This window comes from Rothia santali (assembly GCF_024199905.1).
Taxonomy (GTDB): Bacteria; Actinomycetota; Actinomycetes; order Actinomycetales; family Micrococcaceae; genus Rothia; species Rothia santali.
The window spans coordinates 29,038-45,314 of record NZ_JANAFB010000013.1; the positions used below are offsets into that span (position 1 = coordinate 29,038).

13 protein-coding genes and 1 tRNA gene are annotated in these 16,277 nt (G+C 71.6%); 10 read left to right on the forward strand and 4 right to left on the reverse strand.

Annotated features, from left to right (window positions below):
- Positions 1-62: 62 nt before the first annotated feature.
- The 7 genes from NBM05_RS06965 (at position 63) to NBM05_RS06995 (ending at position 10,979) form a co-directional block, all read left to right on the forward strand.
- Positions 63-317 carry an HGxxPAAW family protein gene (locus NBM05_RS06965; RefSeq protein ID WP_254166104.1) on the forward strand — a complete coding sequence of 85 codons (255 nt, stop codon included), beginning with the start codon at positions 63-65 and terminating at the stop codon, positions 315-317.
- A gap of 163 nt (positions 318-480) precedes the next feature.
- Complete coding sequence (gene trpC / locus NBM05_RS06970; RefSeq protein ID WP_254166106.1) at positions 481-1,326, forward strand: indole-3-glycerol phosphate synthase TrpC; 846 nt, start codon at positions 481-483, stop codon at positions 1,324-1,326.
- Positions 1,316-2,725, forward strand: coding sequence for a tryptophan synthase subunit beta (trpB, locus tag NBM05_RS06975; protein WP_254166107.1), 1,410 nt, complete (start codon positions 1,316-1,318; stop codon positions 2,723-2,725). Before trpC ends, trpB begins: the two co-directional genes overlap by 11 nt.
- 2 nt (positions 2,726-2,727) lie before the next feature.
- Positions 2,728-3,555, forward strand: a complete 828-nt coding sequence (trpA, locus tag NBM05_RS06980) for a tryptophan synthase subunit alpha (RefSeq protein ID WP_254166108.1) — start codon at positions 2,728-2,730, stop codon at positions 3,553-3,555.
- 5 nt (positions 3,556-3,560) lie between these two features.
- Positions 3,561-4,460: a prolipoprotein diacylglyceryl transferase gene (gene lgt, locus NBM05_RS06985; protein ID WP_254166109.1), complete on the forward strand. Its 900-nt coding sequence runs from the start codon at positions 3,561-3,563 to the stop codon at positions 4,458-4,460.
- 425 nt (positions 4,461-4,885) lie between these two features.
- Positions 4,886-9,526: a glutamate synthase large subunit gene (gltB, locus tag NBM05_RS06990; RefSeq protein ID WP_254166110.1), complete on the forward strand. Its 4,641-nt coding sequence runs from the start codon at positions 4,886-4,888 to the stop codon at positions 9,524-9,526.
- Complete coding sequence (locus tag NBM05_RS06995) at positions 9,519-10,979, forward strand: glutamate synthase subunit beta (RefSeq protein ID WP_254166111.1); 1,461 nt, start codon at positions 9,519-9,521, stop codon at positions 10,977-10,979. The genes gltB and NBM05_RS06995 overlap by 8 nt, the downstream gene beginning before the upstream one ends.
- Before the next feature lie 79 nt (positions 10,980-11,058).
- On the opposite strand, the gene NBM05_RS07000 is transcribed toward NBM05_RS06995, so the two are convergent.
- Positions 11,059-11,595: a flavodoxin domain-containing protein gene (locus NBM05_RS07000; RefSeq protein ID WP_254166112.1), complete on the reverse strand. Its 537-nt coding sequence runs from the start codon at positions 11,593-11,595 to the stop codon at positions 11,059-11,061.
- 227 nt (positions 11,596-11,822) lie between these two features.
- On the opposite strand from NBM05_RS07000, the gene pyk reads away from it, so the two are divergent.
- Both pyk and NBM05_RS07010 read left to right on the forward strand, forming a co-directional pair.
- The gene (gene pyk, locus NBM05_RS07005; protein ID WP_254166113.1) at positions 11,823-13,295 is read left to right on the forward strand and encodes a pyruvate kinase; all 1,473 of its coding nucleotides are present in this window, start codon (positions 11,823-11,825) and stop codon (positions 13,293-13,295) included.
- A gap of 157 nt (positions 13,296-13,452) precedes the next feature.
- A tRNA-Leu gene (locus NBM05_RS07010) sits at positions 13,453-13,534 on the forward strand.
- A gap of 478 nt (positions 13,535-14,012) precedes the next feature.
- Here NBM05_RS07010 and NBM05_RS15870 read toward each other — a convergent pair.
- Positions 14,013-14,279: an SIP domain-containing protein gene (locus tag NBM05_RS15870; RefSeq protein WP_373689306.1), complete on the reverse strand. Its 267-nt coding sequence runs from the start codon at positions 14,277-14,279 to the stop codon at positions 14,013-14,015.
- Positions 14,280-14,284: 5 nt separating this feature from the next.
- Here NBM05_RS15870 and NBM05_RS07015 point away from each other — a divergent pair, with 5 nt between their 5' ends.
- Positions 14,285-14,845 carry an LOG family protein gene (locus tag NBM05_RS07015; protein WP_254166114.1) on the forward strand — a complete coding sequence of 187 codons (561 nt, stop codon included), beginning with the start codon at positions 14,285-14,287 and terminating at the stop codon, positions 14,843-14,845.
- A 15-nt stretch (positions 14,846-14,860) separates the two neighbouring features.
- On the opposite strand, the gene NBM05_RS07020 is transcribed toward NBM05_RS07015, so the two are convergent.
- Positions 14,861-15,511, reverse strand: coding sequence for a mismatch-specific DNA-glycosylase (locus NBM05_RS07020; RefSeq protein ID WP_254166115.1), 651 nt, complete (start codon positions 15,509-15,511; stop codon positions 14,861-14,863).
- Between the two features lie 230 nt (positions 15,512-15,741).
- The gene (locus tag NBM05_RS07025) at positions 15,742-16,242 is read right to left on the reverse strand and encodes an aminoacyl-tRNA deacylase (protein WP_373689308.1); all 501 of its coding nucleotides are present in this window, start codon (positions 16,240-16,242) and stop codon (positions 15,742-15,744) included.
- Positions 16,243-16,277 lie beyond the last annotated feature (35 nt).

The following is a 16,277-nucleotide window of genomic DNA, read 5'->3' on the forward strand; positions in this document are numbered from 1 at the left end:
TTCTAGAATGTAGCCCGAAGCGCGACCGGTTCGCGCACCCGCATCGCCTAGGAGGACTCCCCGTGAGCAACGAAGACCGGACCGTCCTGGTCCCCGAGGTCGTGGACGGCCATGGAAGCACCGTCGCAGCTTGGACCCTGGTGATCGTCGTGACGCTCGGCCTGATCGTCGCGACCGTCGCCTTCGACACCTTCCACACCGTCGGGATGATCATCGGCGGCGTCATCATGGCGCTCGGCATCGTCGCGAGCCTGGTCCTGAAGGGCATGGGCTTCGGCAAGGGCGGGTCCCGCACCAAGAGCCACTCGAGCCACTGATCCGGCCGATCGAGCAGCGTCCCCTGATGAACCTGTCAGTGGGGCGCTGTTCGCTTAACCGCCCGGCGGGCGCCGCAGCCGCGGTCCCGGAGGGCGCCGGGCCGGGCAGCCGGCCGGGCCGGGTCCACACACACCACCAGCAGAATCGGGAACAGAACGCCACATGACAGTCTTGGACGACATCATCGCCGGAGTCCGCGAGGACCTGCACGCCCGCCAGCGCGAGGTATCCCTCGAGGAGCTCAAGGAGCGGGTGGCCTCCGTCTCGCCGGCCCGCGACGCGCTCTCGGCCCTGCGGGGCCCCGCGGCGAGCACGGTGGAGATCATCGCCGAGGTCAAGCGCGCCAGCCCCTCCAAGGGCGACCTCTCGGACATCCCCGAGCCGGCCGCCCTGGCCCACGAGTACGAGGCCGGGGGAGCCGCCGCGATCTCGGTGCTGACCGAGGGCCGCCGCTTCAAGGGCTCGCTCGCCGACCTCGACGCCGTCCGCTCGGCCGTGTCGATCCCGCTGCTGCGCAAGGACTTCACGATCGACCCCTACATGATCTGGGAGGCCCGCGCGCACGGCGCCGACCTGATCCTGCTGATCGTCGCCGCGCTCGACGACGAGCAGCTCCGGGAGTACCTCGAGCTCACCCACCGGCTGGGCATGAACGCGATCGTCGAGACCCACACCCCGGAGGAGATCCGGCGGGCCGCCGACCTCGGCGCGAAGATCATCGGCGTCAACGTCCGCAACCTCAAGACGCTGGAGACGGACAACACCCACTTCTCGAGCCTGGTCGAGCACCTGCCGGAGGGCCCGGTCATCGTGGCCGAGTCCGGCGTCGCCGGGCCCGAGGACGTCGCGGCGTACGCGAGCTCCGGCGCGCAGGTGGTGCTGGTGGGCGAGGCGCTCGTGCGCAACCGCGACCCCCGCGAGGCCGTGGGAGACTTCAAGAACAGCGGCCGCAAGGCCCGCACCGGCTATCTCGAGACCGCACAGAACGAGGACGAGCATGCAGAGTAACCCCGAGCAGCGGGCGGACCGCGACCTGGCCGAGGGCTTCCTCGGCGTCGCCGGCGCCAGCCTCAAGGAGGCGCCCGGCCCCTACTTCGGCGAGTACGGCGGGCGCTGGATGCCCGAGTCGCTGATCCGGGCCATGGACGAGCTCGAGGACACCTTCGAGAAGGCCAAGGCCGACCCGGAGTTCCTCGAGGAGTTCCAGCGCCTGTCCCGCGAGTACTCCAACCGGCCCTCGCTCCTCACCGAGGCCCAGCGCCTCTCGGAGCGCGCCGGGGCCCGGATCTTCCTCAAGCGCGAGGACCTGAACCACACCGGCTCGCACAAGATCAACAACGTCATGGGCCAGGCCCTGATCGCCCGCCGCATGGGCAAGACCCGCCTCATCGCGGAGACCGGGGCGGGCCAGCACGGCGTCGCGACCGCCACCGCGGCCGCGTACTTCGGCATGGAGTGCGTGGTCTACATGGGCGAGGAGGACACCAGCCGCCAGGCGCTCAACGTGGCCCGGATGCAGCTGCTCGGGGCCCGCGTGATCGCGGTCCAGACCGGCTCGCGCACGCTCAAGGACGCGATCAACGAGGCGCTGCGGGACTGGGTCGCAAACGTGGACACCACCCATTACCTGCTGGGCACCGCGGCCGGGGCGCATCCGTTCCCCGCCATGGTGCGCTACTTCCACGACGCGATCGGCACGGAGGCGCGGGAGCAGCTCCTGGAGGCCACCGGCCGGCTGCCCGACGCCGTCGCGGCCTGCGTGGGCGGCGGCTCCAACGCGATCGGGATGTTCCACGCCTTCCTGGACGACCCCGACGTCGCGCTCTACGGCTTCGAGGCCGGCGGCGACGGCGTCGACAGCGGCCGGCACGCGGCCACGATCAACCTGGGCCGCCCCGGTGTGCTGCACGGCGCCCGGACCTACCTCATGCAGGACGAGGACGGGCAGACGATCGAGTCCCACTCGATCTCCGCCGGCCTCGACTACCCCGGCGTGGGCCCCGAGCACGCGTACCTCTCCGACATCGGCCGGGTCTCCTACGAGGCCGTGACCGACACCGAGGCCATGGACGCGCTGCGCCTGCTGTGCGAGACCGAGGGCATCATCCCCGCGGTCGAGTCCGCGCACGCCCTGGCCGGGGCCCTGAAGGTCGCCCGCGCCTGGGCCGAGGAGGACCCCGAGGCTGCCCGCGAGCGGATCCTGGCCGTCTGCCTGTCCGGCCGCGGCGACAAGGACATGGACACCGCCGTGAAGTGGTTCGGCCTCGGCGACGCGATCCCCAGCTCCGAGCTGCAGGCCGCGGCCGTGAAGGAGCAGACGGGCACGGTCGAGGAGGCCGACCCCGAGGCCGTGGAGGACATGGGCACGGACCAGTACGACGACCCTCGGAAGGGGACCCAGCACTAGACATGAGCGCCACCAACCCCCTGACGCAGGACTTCCCCGCCACGGACCCCGACTCCCGGCTCGCCGCGCGGCTGCGCGCGTGCCGCGAGGAGGGCCGCCCCGCGCTGATCGGCTACCTCCCCGTGGGCTACCCCACCGTCGAGGACTCGATCCGGGCGGGGATCGAGATGGGCCGCAACGGCGCCGACGTGATCGAGCTCGGGGTGCCCTACTCCGACCCGGTCATGGACGGCCCCGTCATCCAGCAGGCCACCGCGATCGCGCTCGAGAACGGCTTCCGGGTGGACGACGTCTTCCGCGCGGTCCGCGAGATCACCGAGGCGACCGACGCGGTCGTCGTCGTGATGACCTACTGGAACCCGGTCCTGCGCACCGGCGTGGACGACTTCGCCCGGCGCCTGGCCGAGGCCGGGGGAGCGGGCATCATCACCCCGGACCTCGTGCCGGACGAGGCCGGCGACTGGTTCGCCGCCAGCGCCGCGCACGGCCTGGACCGGATCTTCCTGGCCGCGCCGTCCTCGACGCCGGAGCGGCTGGCGATGATCTCCCGCGCCTCGGCCGGCTTCGTCTACGCCGTGTCCGTGATGGGCGTGACCGGCGCCCGCTCCAGCGTCTCCGACCTCGCCGAGCGGCTCGTGGCCGACCTGCGCGAGGCCGGCGCCCCGGCGGTGTGCGTCGGGCTCGGCGTCTCCCGCCGGGAGCACGTCGAGGAGATCGGCGCCTACGCCGACGGCGTGATCGTCGGCACCGCGCTGGTGCGCGCCCTGGGCGAGGGCGGGCCCGACGCCGTCGGCCACCTGACCCGCGAGCTCGCCGGCCGGGCGGTCTGAGCGCCGTGCCCGTCCCCGCCGCGGCGATCGCCGCGATCCCCTCGCCCTCCTGGTCCGCGTTCCACCTCGGGCCGCTCACCGTCCACGCCTACGCCCTGTGCATCCTGCTCGGGATCGTGGTGTGCCTGTGGCTGACCCGGCGCCGCTGGGCCGCGGCCGGGGAGGACCCGGAGACCGTGTGGGACATCGCCCTGTGGGCGATCCCGCTGGGGATCGTCGGCGCGCGGCTCTACCACGTGCTGATCACCGCGCCCGAGGACTACTTCGGTCCCGGGGCCGATCCGGTCGACGCCCTGAAGATCTGGGAGGGCGGCATCGGCATCATGGGCGCCGTGACCTTCGGCGCGCTCGGCGCGTGGATCGCGTGCCGCCGGCTGGGCCTGTCCCTGGTCCGGTTCGCCGACGCCGCGGCGCCCGGGATCCTCATCGCCCAGGGCATCGGCCGCTGGGGCAACTGGTTCAACCAGGAGCTCTTCGGCCGGCCCACCGACCTGCCGTGGGGCCTGCGCATCGACCCGCTGAGCCACAACTTCCCCGCCGGCCTCCCGGCGGACACCCTGTTCCACCCGACCTTCCTGTACGAGTCGATCTGGAACGTCCTCGGCGCCCTGCTGCTCATCTGGCTGGGCCGGCGCGGCGTGCTCAAGACCGGCCAGGTCTTCTGGGGGTACGTGGCCTACTACGGGTTCGGCCGCATGATGATCGAGCTGTTCCTGCGGATCGACCCCTCCCAGGAGCTGCTCGGGGTGCGGATCCACGTGTGGACCTCCGGCGCGCTGGTGGTGCTCGGGCTGCTGATGCTCGCGTACTGGGGAGTCCGGGCGCGTCGCGAGCGGGCATCCGTGGAGGAGGACGACGTCGCGCGCCGCGGCCTGGGCGCGGGATCCGGGGGATCCTCGGCCTAGAACGCCCCCGCCTCCGCCCGCTGAGACGCTCATCACAGATCCCCGACGGAAAAATGATGAGTGTGCTGAGCTGTGGCCCGTGGTACCTTTTAGCTGAACAACGCACAGACAAGACGCGACGTCTCGCATCACACACACGCGCAAGACACCGCCGATCAGCCCTCTCACGGACGCCACCGCGTCCGGAGGCCATCTTCGTCTCGTGATCGCTGCAAAGAGGCGGCTTCCGTTGGTCCTGATGAGGCGCCCGGACGCATGCCGGCGGGCCGGACCCGCCGGCCGCTCCCGCGCATCCTCCCGGTCCTGCTCCTCCAGGCACCGACGGCAGTGCCCGTCACGGCTGCTTCCCGGCAGCCGTTCCACCGCGCCCCAGCCCCTGTTCGCACCTGACCAGCCTGGGCCGACATGAGGAGGTGCCTTCAAGCATGACTGCCTTCGAGACAACTCAGCACGCCCGCTCGCCGTTCGAGACGTTCGCCTCGATCCCCGGGCCCCAGGGTCTCTACCACCCCGAGCACGAGAAGGACGCGTGCGGCCTCGCCATGATCGCGACCCTGACGGGAGAGGCGACCCACGACGTCGTGGACAAGGCGCTGACCGCGCTGCGCAGCCTGGAGCACCGGGGCGCCGTCGGCGCCGACGAGGGCACCGGCGACGGCGCGGGCCTGCTGACCCAGATCCCGCATCGCTTCCTGAGCGAGGAGGTCGACTTCGACCTGCCCGCCGAGGGCAAGTACGCCGTCGGCACCGCCTACCTGCCGACCGACGGCGTCAACGCCGAGGAGCTGAAGGAGGCCCTGGCCCACGTCGCGCGCCGCGAGGGCCTGGCCGTGCTCGGCTGGCGCGAGGTGCCCGTGGACGACTCCGTGGTCGGCCGCTCCTCCCGCGCCGTCATGCCCTACTTCGTCCAGATGTTCGTGGCCGAGGGCGAGACCGCCGAGACCGAGGAGGCCTTCACCGGCCACATCCCGGTGATCGACCTCGACCCCGAGCAAGAGCGCCGCCAGCTGGACCAGAAGGCCTTCCGGGTCCGCAAGCGCTCCCAGCACAAGCTGGGCGTCTACTTCCCCTCCTTCTCCTCGCGCACCATCACCTACAAGGGGATGCTGACCACCGCGCAGCTCGAGCCGTTCTACCCGGACCTCTCCGACCCCCGGTTCGTGACCAAGCTGGCGATCGTGCACTCGCGCTTCTCCACCAACACCTTCCCCTCCTGGCCGCTGGCCCAGCCGTTCCGCTCGATCGCGCACAACGGCGAGATCAACACGGTCAAGGGCAACCGCAACTGGATGCGCGCCCGGCAGTCGGGGCTGAAGTCGCCGGTGCTCGGCCGCCGCCCCGAGGAGCTGTTCCCCATCTGCTCGGTGGGCGCCTCCGACTCGCAGTCCTTCGACGAGGTCGTGGAGCTGCTTATGCTCTCGGGCCGGTCGATGCCCGAGGCGATCATGATGATGATCCCGGAGGCGTGGGAGAACCACGAGACCATGGACGAGGACCGCCGGGCCTTCTACCGGTACCACGCGACCCTCATGGAGCCGTGGGACGGCCCCGCGGCCGTGACCTTCACCGACGGCCGGCTCGTGGGCTCGGTCCTGGACCGCAACGGCCTGCGCCCCGGGCGCTATTGGGAGACCGAGGACGGGCTGGTCATCTTCGCCTCCGAGGTGGGCGTCGTCGACATCGGCACCTCCCGGGTGGTCTCCAAGGGACGGGTCTCCCCGGGCAAGATGTTCCTGGTGGACACCGAGCAGGGCCGGATCGTGCCCGACGACGAGGTCAAGCGCCAGGTCGCCGAGCGGAACCCCTGGCGGGAGTGGGCCCGGGAGAACGTCATCTCCCTGACCGAGCTGCCCGAGCGCGAGCACATGCAGTCCTCGCCGCAGTCGATCAGCATCCGCCAGCAGACCTTCGGCTACACCCACGAGGAGCTCAAGAAGATCATCGGCCCCATGGCCGAGAAGGGCGCCGAGCCCATCTACGCGATGGGCACCGACACCCCGATCGCCGTGCTCGCCGAGCGCCCCCGGCTGCTGTTCGACTACTTCGTCCAGTCCTTCGCCCAGGTGACCAATCCGCCGCTGGACTCGATCCGCGAGGAGCTGGTGACCTCCCTGCGCAGCTCGATCGGCCCCAACGCCAACCTGCTGCGCAACGGCTACGCCCCGACCCGTCAGCTCGAGCTGCCCTTCCCCGTGCTGGACAACGACGAGCTGGACAAGGTCCTCCACCTGGACGACGAGGACAGCATGGCCATCGCCCTGAAGGTGCGCGGCCTCTACAACCCCGACGGCGGCGCGGCCTCCCTGCGCGCCCGCCTCACCGAGATCTGCGAGAAGGTCTCCGCGGCGATCAACCGCGGCGTGCAGTACATCGTGCTCTCGGACCGCAACTCCTCGCCCACCTGGGCGCCGATCCCCTCGATGCTGCTGACCGCCGCGGTGCACCACCACCTGCTGCGCTCCGCGACCCGCACCAAGGTCGGCCTGCTGGTCGAGGCCGGCGACGTCCGCGAGGTCCATCACGTCGCGGCCCTGATCGGCTACGGCGCCTCCGCGGTCAACCCGTACCTGGCGATGGAGTCCGCCGAGCACCTGGTGCGCACCGAGGAGATCTCCGGGGTCACCGAGACCCAGGCGGTGAAGAACCTCATCAAGGGCCTGGGCAAGGGCCTGCAGAAGATCATGTCCAAGATGGGCATCTCCACGGTGAGCTCCTACTGCGGCGCGCAGACCTTCGAGGCGCTGGGCCTGTCCCAGGGCTTCGTGGACGAGTACTTCACCGGCACGCACTCGCAGCTGGGCGGCGTCGGGCTCGACGTCATCGCCGCCGAGGTCAAGGCCCGGCACCGCCGCGCCTACCCCAGCGACGGCGTGACCGTGCCCTACCGCTCCCTGGAGACCGGCGGCGAGTACGACTGGCGGCGCGACGGCGCCCCGCACCTGTTCAGCCCGCAGACCGTGTTCAGGCTCCAGCACGCCACGAAGACCCGGCGCTACGACATCTTCAAGACGTACACCCAGGGCGTGGACGACCAGTCCGAGAACCTCATGACGCTGCGGGGCCTCCTGGACTTCAAGGAGCGCCAGCCGGTGCCGATCGAGGAGGTCGAGCCGGTCTCCTCGATCGTCAAGCGGTTCTCCACCGGCGCGATGTCCTACGGGTCCATCTCGCAGGAGGCACACGAGACGCTCGCGATCGCGATGAACCGGCTGGGCGCGAAGTCCAACACCGGCGAGGGCGGCGAGGACCTCGAGCGCCTGCTCGACCCCGAGCGCCGCTCCGCGATCAAGCAGGTGGCCTCGGGCCGCTTCGGCGTGACCAGCCTGTACCTGACCAACGCCGACGACATCCAGATCAAGATGGCCCAGGGCGCCAAGCCGGGGGAGGGCGGGCAGCTGATGTCCGCCAAGGTCTACCCGTGGGTGGCCCGCACGCGGCACTCCACGCCCGGCGTCTCGCTGATCTCGCCGCCGCCGCACCACGACATCTACTCGATCGAGGACCTGGCGCAGCTGATCTACGACCTCAAGCGCTCCAACCCCGAGGCGCGGGTGCACGTGAAGCTGGTCTCGGAGATCGGGATCGGCACCGTGGCCAGCGGCGTGACCAAGGCGAAGGCCGACGTCGTGCTCGTCTCCGGCCACGACGGCGGCACCGGCGCGGCGCCCCTGAACTCGCTCAAGCACGCGGGCGGCCCCTGGGAGCTCGGCCTGGCCGAGACCCAGCAGACGCTCATGCTCAACGGGCTGCGGGACCGCGTCGTCGTGCAGGCGGACGGGCAGATGAAGACCGGGCGGGACGTGATCATCGCGGCCCTGCTGGGCGCCGAGGAGTACGGCTTCGCGACCGCTCCGCTGGTCGTCGAGGGCTGCATCATGATGCGCAAGTGCCACCTGGACACCTGCCCGGTGGGCGTGGCGACGCAGAACCCGAAGCTGCGCGAGCGGTTCACGGGCAAGGCCGAGCACGTGGTGAACTTCTTCGAGTTCATCGCGGAGGAGGTGCGCGAGCACCTCGCCGCGCTGGGCTTCCGAAGCATCGAGGAGGCGATCGGCCACGCGGAGGTCCTGGACACGCGCAAGGCCGTGGCCCACTGGAAGGCCGCCGGCCTGGACCTGACCAACGTGCTGCGCTCGACCGCCGTCGAGTACGGCTCGAAGGGCATCCGCAACACCCGGAAGCAGGACCACGAGCTGGACCTGCACATCGACAACGAGTTGATCCGGCTCTCCGAGCCGGCCCTGACGGAGCGGACGCCGGTCTCGATCGAGCACGCGGTGATCAACACCGACCGGGCGATCGGGACGATGCTGGGCCACCGGGTCACCAAGACCTTCGGCCCGGACTTCCTGGACCACGACACGATCACGGTCAACCTGCACGGCCAGGCCGGGCAGTCGATGGGCGCGTTCCTGCCGCAGGGCATCACGCTGCGGCTGGTCGGCGACGCCAACGACTACACGGGCAAGGGCCTGTCCGGCGGCCGGATCGTCGTCCGCCCGGAGGCCGACGCCCTGTTCGAGGCGCAGGACAACGTGATCGCCGGCAACGTGATCGGCTACGGCGCCACGAGCGGGGAGATCTTCCTGCGCGGGCAGGTCGGCGAGCGGTTCCTGGTCCGCAACTCGGGCGCCACCGCGGTGGCCGAGGGCATCGGCGACCACGGCTGCGAGTACATGACCGGCGGCGTCGCGCTGGTCATCGGCGGGACCGGCCGCAATTTCGGCGCCGGCATGTCCGGCGGCGTCGCCTACGTCCTGGACCTGGACCTCGAGGACGTCAACAAGCTCGCCCGGGAGTCCGGGGAGCTGACGTTCAGCGGCCTGGACCCGCAGGACGAGGAGGTGGTCGCGGAGCTGCTGGAGCGGCACTACGCCGAGACCGACTCCGAGGTGGCCCGCACCATGCTGGCCGACCGGGCCGGCTCCTTCGCCCGCCTGACCCGGGTCATGCCGCGCGACTTCGCGGCCGTGACCGACATCCGCAACCGCGCGGAGACCCGGGGGGACAACCCCGACTCCGACGCCGTCTGGCAAGAGATTCTGGAGGTGACCGCACGTGGCTGACCCCCGTGGATTCCTGACCTACACCGAGCGCAGGGACCGTCCCAAGCGACCCGTCCCGGTCCGCATCCTCGACTGGAGGGAGGTCCAGGCCGAGCAGGACCAGGCCGTGCTCAAGCAGCAGGCCTCCCGCTGCATGGACTGCGGCGTGCCGTTCTGCCACCAGGGCTGCCCGCTCGGCAACCTCATCCCCGAGTGGAACGACCTCATGTGGCGCGACCGCACCCAGGAGGCCGTGGAGCGCATGCACGCGACCAACAACTTCCCGGAGTTCACCGGGCGCGTGTGCCCCGCCCCCTGCGAGGCCTCCTGCGTGCTGGGCATCAACCAGCCGCCGGTGACCATCAAGCAGATCGAGTTCGAGATCGGCGAACGGGGCTTCGACGAGGACCTCATCGAGCCGCACCTGCCCGAGCGGCTGGTCGACAAGACGGTGGCCGTGGTCGGCTCCGGCCCCGCGGGGCTCGCGGCCGCGCAGCAGCTGACCCAGGCCGGGTTCACGGTCGCGGTCTTCGAGCGCGACGACCGCATCGGCGGCCTGCTGCGCTACGGCATCCCGGACTTCAAGATGGAGAAGAGCGTCATCGACCGGCGCCTCGAGGTCATGGAGGCCGAGGGCACCCGGTTCCGCCCCGGCGTCGAGATCGGCAAGGACATCACCTGGGACCAGCTGCGGCGCCGGTACGACGCCGTCGTGGTCGCCACGGGCGCCCCGCAGGCGCGCGACCTGCCGATCCCGGGCCGGGAGCTCGACGGCGTGCACTACGCGATGGAGTACCTGGTCCAGTCCAACCGGGTCCAGGCCGGCGAGGAGGTGCCCGGGCAGATCGACGCCGAGGGCAAGCACGTGGTGATCCTCGGCGGCGGCGACACCGGTGCCGACTGCATCGGCACCGCCAACCGCCAGAGGGCCGCCTCGGTGACCACCCTGGCGATCGGCAAGCGGCCCCCCGAGGACCGCGCCGAGCACGAGCCGTGGCCCATGTTCCCCAACCTCTTCGAGGTCGCCAGCGCCCACGAGGAGGGTGGGGACCGGAACTACCTCGCCTCGACCGTGGAGTTCGTGGGCGAGGACGGCCGGCTCACCGGGATCAAGGTCGCCGAGACCGAGTACCTGGAGAACGGCCGGCGCGCGCCGAAGGAGGGGACCGAACGGGTCATCCCGGCGGACCTGGTCTTCCTGGCGCTGGGCTTCACCGGTCAGGACTCCCGCGAGATCGTGGAGCAGACCGACGCCGAGTTCGACGGCCGGACCAACGTGGCCCGCGACGAGCAGTACATGACGGCCGCAGAGGGCATCTTCTCCTGCGGCGACGCCGGGCGCGGCCAGTCCCTGGTCGTGTGGGCGATCGCCGAGGGGCGGGCCTGCGCGGCGGCGGTCGAGCGGCACCTCCTGGGCAGCACCGTGCTGCCGGAGCCGGTGGCGCCGAGCGATCGGCCGATCGACCTGCTCTGAGCCCCGGCGCCATGATGGCGGGCCCGCACCTCGGCTGAGGTGCGGGCCCGCCGTCGTGTGCGTCTGTCCGGGGGCGGGATCAGAGGCCGCGCACGCGCTCCACGAACGGGGCGATGCTGGCCCGGTCCGAGTAGTCGGCGCGGCCTCCGTAGCAGTCGAGCATCTGCTGGTCCGTCTCGGACTTCCCGCGCTTGGTCCGCAGGAACGCCCGGACGCCCATCATCGCGGTCTTGTGCGCTCGGGAGAGCCGCGCGTAGTCCATGCCGCCGCGGAAGTGGGCGGTGGGGGCGGCGGCGTCGAAGGCGGGGCCGAAGTTCTTGGCCAGCACGGCGTCGAGCTTCTCCCGGGGCACGGAGACGTCGCCGCTGAAGGAGACGGTGAAGAAGGCCCTCTTGCGGCCCTCCAGGGCGGCGGCCAGGCGCACGACGTCGTCGGCCTGGGTGAGGCTGCCCGCGTAGTCGCTCGCGCCGATCACCACGGTGTCCGCGGCCTCGAGGTCCGCCTCGGCGGCCTCGGCGAGCGGGAGCGCCCGGCCGCCGAGGTCCTCGGCGAGCCACTCGGCGTAGGCGCGGGCGTGGCCGTACTGCGATCCGTAGAGCACGAGGGTGGTGGGCATGGTCGCTCCTGGGTGAGGGGATGGGGGTGTCGCCGGCGGTGATCCTGCAGACCAGAGTAGTCAACGCGGCGGCGCGGGGGCGGGTGCTGTGACGGCGTCGGAAGGAATGTGGCGGAGATGACGGCGCGGCGCGGGTGACGACTCGTCGGGACCGACGACTCACGGCGGCTTCCGACACTTGGACGGCGCGGTGTCCCTGTGACGGCGAGCCCACTAGAGTTGAGGGCATGAGACGAGCAAAGATCGTATGCACCCTGGGTCCCGCACTGTCGAGCTATGAGAAGGTATCGGAGGCCATCTCTGCCGGCCTCAACGTCGCCCGCCTGAACATGAGCCACGGCGACCACACCGTCCACTCGGAGAACTACCGCAACGTCCGCCGCGCCTCCGAGGAGCTGGGCGCCAACGTCGCCATCCTCGCCGACATCCAGGGGCCGAAGATCCGCCTGGAGACCTTCGCCGAGGGCCGCGTCGTCCTGAACCCCGGTGCCACCTTCAAGATCACTTCCGAGGACGTGGAGGGCACCCAGGAGATCTGCGGGACCACCTACAAGGGCCTGCCGGGCGACGTCCGCCCGGGCGACTCGCTGCTGGTCGACGACGGCAAGATCCGCCTCGAGGCCACCGAGGTCTCCGAGACCGTGGTGACCACGCGCGTCGTCGTCGGCGGCCCGGTCTCCAACCACAAGGGCATCAACCTGCCCGGCGTCGCGGTCTCCGTGCCGGCGCTGACCGAGAAGGACGAGGTCGACCTGCGCTGGGCGCTCCAGACCGGCGTCGACATCGTCGCGCTGTCCTTCGTCCGCTCCGGCGAGGACATCGTCCGCGTGCACGAGATCATGGAGGAGGAGGGGCTGCACCTGCCCGTCATCGCCAAGATCGAGAAGCCGCAGGCCGTGGAGAACCTCCAGGACATCGTGGACAAGTTCGACGGCATCATGGTCGCCCGCGGCGACCTCGGCGTGGAGTACCCGCTGGAGGAGGTGCCGCTGGTCCAGAAGAAGGCCGTGGCTCTGGCCCGCCGCTGGGCCAAGCCGGTCATCGTCGCGACCCAGGTGCTGGAGTCGATGATCGAGAACCCGATGCCGACCCGCGCGGAGGCCTCCGACTGCGCCAACGCGATCCTCGACGGCGCCGACGCGGTCATGCTCTCGGGCGAGACCTCGGTGGGCAAGTACCCCATCATCACGATCCAGACCATGGCCCGGATCGTGGAGTCGACCGAGCGTCACGGCCTGGACCGGGTGCCCGCGCTGGGCTCGAGCCCCCGCACCCGCGGCGGCGCCGTGACCCTGGCCGCGGTGGCGATCGCCGCGCAGCTGAACGTGGACTTCATCTGCACCTTCACCCAGTCGGGCGACTCCGCGCGTCGCCTGTGCCGCCTGCGTCCGCCGCAGCCGGTGCTGGCCTTCACCCCGGACCCCAAGGTCAGGGCCTTCATGGCGCTGTTCTGGGGCGTCGAGGCGGTGCTGCAGCGCGAGTGCCACGACACCGACGACATGATCTCGGCCGCGGACAAGTACCTGCTGTCCCACGAGATGGCCCAGCCGGACGACATGGTGGTCATGACCGCCGGCTCGCCGATGGGCGTCGCGGGCTCCACCAACATGGTGCGCGCCCACCGCATCGGCGACCTCGACGACGCCGGGGCCCGCGTCCCGGAGGCGCGCGAGCAGCTCGGGCCGTACGACGAGGACTGATCCGCTTCCTCTGACGCCGGAGCCTCCCCCTGAGGGGAGGTCCCGGTGCGGGCCGGGTGAACCAGCGGTCGGTTGAGGCCGTCCGCCGGATTGCCCGGCCACCGGCTTCGTTGTGTACAGTGGAGTCGCCCGGGGAACCTGATGGGTCCCCGACCGCGCCCAAGTGGCGGAATCGGCAGACGCGCCGCACTCAAAATGCGGTATGGAAACATGTGTGGGTTCGAGTCCCACCTTGGGCACTGAAGAGCCGATGGCTCCCCGATGGCCGGGGCCGCATCTGTCCTGTGACGGGATGCGGGCCCGGCCTTTTCGCACTCAACTCGGAGATTGCCCTGCGGCCGACGAGGCACGAAGGGGCGCGGGCCCTCGACCGAGCGGCTCAGGGCCCTTTTCGTGGACCAGCCGACTTCCGCGACCGCCCCCGCCGCAGGCGCCCGATGACGAGGACGGCTCCGCCGAGCATGATCAGTTTGAGGGCGGCATAGCCCGGAGTGCCTCCCTCCGCGAGGGCCAGGCCGGCGGCCAGCACCCCGAGGGCCAGCAGGGCCCAGCCGAGTGCACGCAGCACCGGCCCGTCGAGTGAGGTCAGGCCGCGGCGTCGCATGGCACCAGTCTACGCGGCGTCGGGCGGCGGTCCCGGTGGAACCTCCGGGCCCTTCTCTCGCCCCCATCCTCTTCCGTAGGGGGCGTGGCGGTCGTTGGCGACGCCGTCCTCCGTCACGCGCTCTTCCTGGCCGTCCCCATGGCGCGCCCCTCGATCCAGTACGCCTGCACGTGCGCTGTCCGCCTGGAGGCGCCGAGACGATCGCGGAGGACCGGCCTGAGGCCCTTGAGCGAGCCGGTCTCTCCCGCGGCCCAGACCTGGAAGCCTCCGAGGTCCCCGCCCGCGACCTCGGCAGCGAGTGAGTCGGGGCCCGTCCTCGCCACCCAGCGCACCCCCGCCTCGAGGATGAGCCCGGGTCGCCGTCCACCCCGTGAGACCATCGACCATGCACATCGCGATCTACACCGGAGCGTCCCTCGGCCTCGACCCCGCCTGGACGGATGCCGCCCGCTCCCTCGCCGGCACGCTCGCCGAGGCCGGCCACACCATCGTCTACGGGGGAGGGGCCCGGGGCCTGATGGGCGTGGTGGCCGACGCCGCCCTCGAGGCGGGCGGACGGGTCCACGGCGTCATCCCCCAGAGCCTGGTCGACGCCGAGATCGGCCACCCGGGCCTGACCGAGCTCGAGGTGGTCTCCGGCATGGGCCCGCGCAAGGACCGGATGGCCGAGCTCGCCGACGCGATGGTCGCCCTGCCCGGCGGCGCGGGCACCCTCGAGGAGTTCTTCGAGGTGTGGACCGCGCAGATGCTGGGCCTGCACCGCAAGCCGGTCGCGCTCTACTCCCCGCACGGGTTCTGGGACGCGCTCGAGGAGCTGCTGGACGGCCTCCGCGACCAGGGGTTCCTGGGGGAGGCGGCGCGCGAGGGCCTCATCACCGCCCGCACCCCGGAGGGCCTGCTCGCCCGGCTCGCCGCCTGGGAGCCGCCCCGCCCGCGCTGGGGGTAGATGTGCGGCGGTCGCTCACGAGCTCTGATGCGCTCCGACGGCCCGCCACACCACGCGCCACTTCTCCGCGAGCGTCTCCACGTTCTCGTGGGCGTTCAACCCGCTCGGCTGCGGGACGACCCAGAGCTCGACGTCGTCGGGCCACCCCTCGATCGCGCTCGCGTCCTGCCGCCCCATGGCGGCCTTCGGAAGCCCGAACGCCGTCCTGAACGCGGTGATGCCGGCGACCGCGACGACGTCGGGCCGTCTGCTGCCGACCTCCGCCAGGATCCTCCGTGCGCCCTCCCGCAGCTCTTCGCGGGTGAGCTCGTCGGCGCGGACGGTGGCCCGGCCGACCAGGTTGGTCAGCCCGATGCCGCGGCCCGTCAGCTGCCCCTCGTCCTCGGCGCTCAGGCCGCGCGAGGCGTCCACCACGTGGTCGGTCAGGCCGGCCCGGTGCAGCGAGGGCCAGAAGCGGTTGCCCGGCCGGGCGAAGGGGGCGTTGACGGCCGCGGTCCACAGGCCGGGGTTCACCCCCACGATCAGCAGGTGCAGGGGCTCGCCCTCGGGCGGCATGAGGTCGTCCATCGCGTGGGGGTCGTCGGTGGCGAAGCGGGCCAGCTCGTCCTTACTCGGCCTGCGGCCGCCCAGGGGCGAGGGGGAGCGGGTGGTTCGGTGGGTGCTCATACCGGCACTGTATGCCCGACGGGGCGTGACGCGGGACGGGCTTCGCTCGGCGCGAGCGAGCAAGCTGCGAGGCCGTCACGCTCGGGTGGGCTCCACGTACCGGCCGTCAGGCCCGGATCGGCTCCACGTGCCGGCCGTCAGGCCCGGGTCAGCTCGGCGTACCGGCCGTCAGGCCCGGATCGGCTCCACGTGCCGGCCGTCAGGCCCGGATCGGCTCCACGTGCCGGCCGTCAGGCTCGGGTCAGCTCGGCGTACCGGCCGCCGGTCAGGTTCAGCAGGTCCGCGGGCGCCAGCTCGACCTCCAACCCCCTCCTGCCGCCGGAGACCATGATGCTCTCGAAGCGCCCCGCCGAGCCGTCGAGCAGGAGCGGCACGGGGGTCTTCTGCCCCAGCGGCGAGATCCCGCCGACCACGTAGCCGCTGCGCCGCTCCGCCAGCCGGGGATCGGCCAGGCGCGCCGACTTCCACCCGGCGGCCGCGGCGCCGCGCTTCAGGTCCAGGAGGTCCGGGACCGGGACGAGCGCGAGCGCGTAGGCGCCCTGCCCCGTGATCATGAGGGTCTTGAAGACGCGGCCGGGGTCGGCACCGAGCCGCTCGGCCGCCTCGGCGCCGAACTCCGCCCGGTCCTCGTGCTCGTAGGAGTGGAGGCGGTGCCACACGCCCTCGCGCCGCAGCAGGGCGAGGGCGGGCGTGGCCGCGCCGTGGTCGGGCGACTTCTTCTTCGACACGATGCCTCCGGGGTCACGGGAGTGGGGCTCGCCTCCAC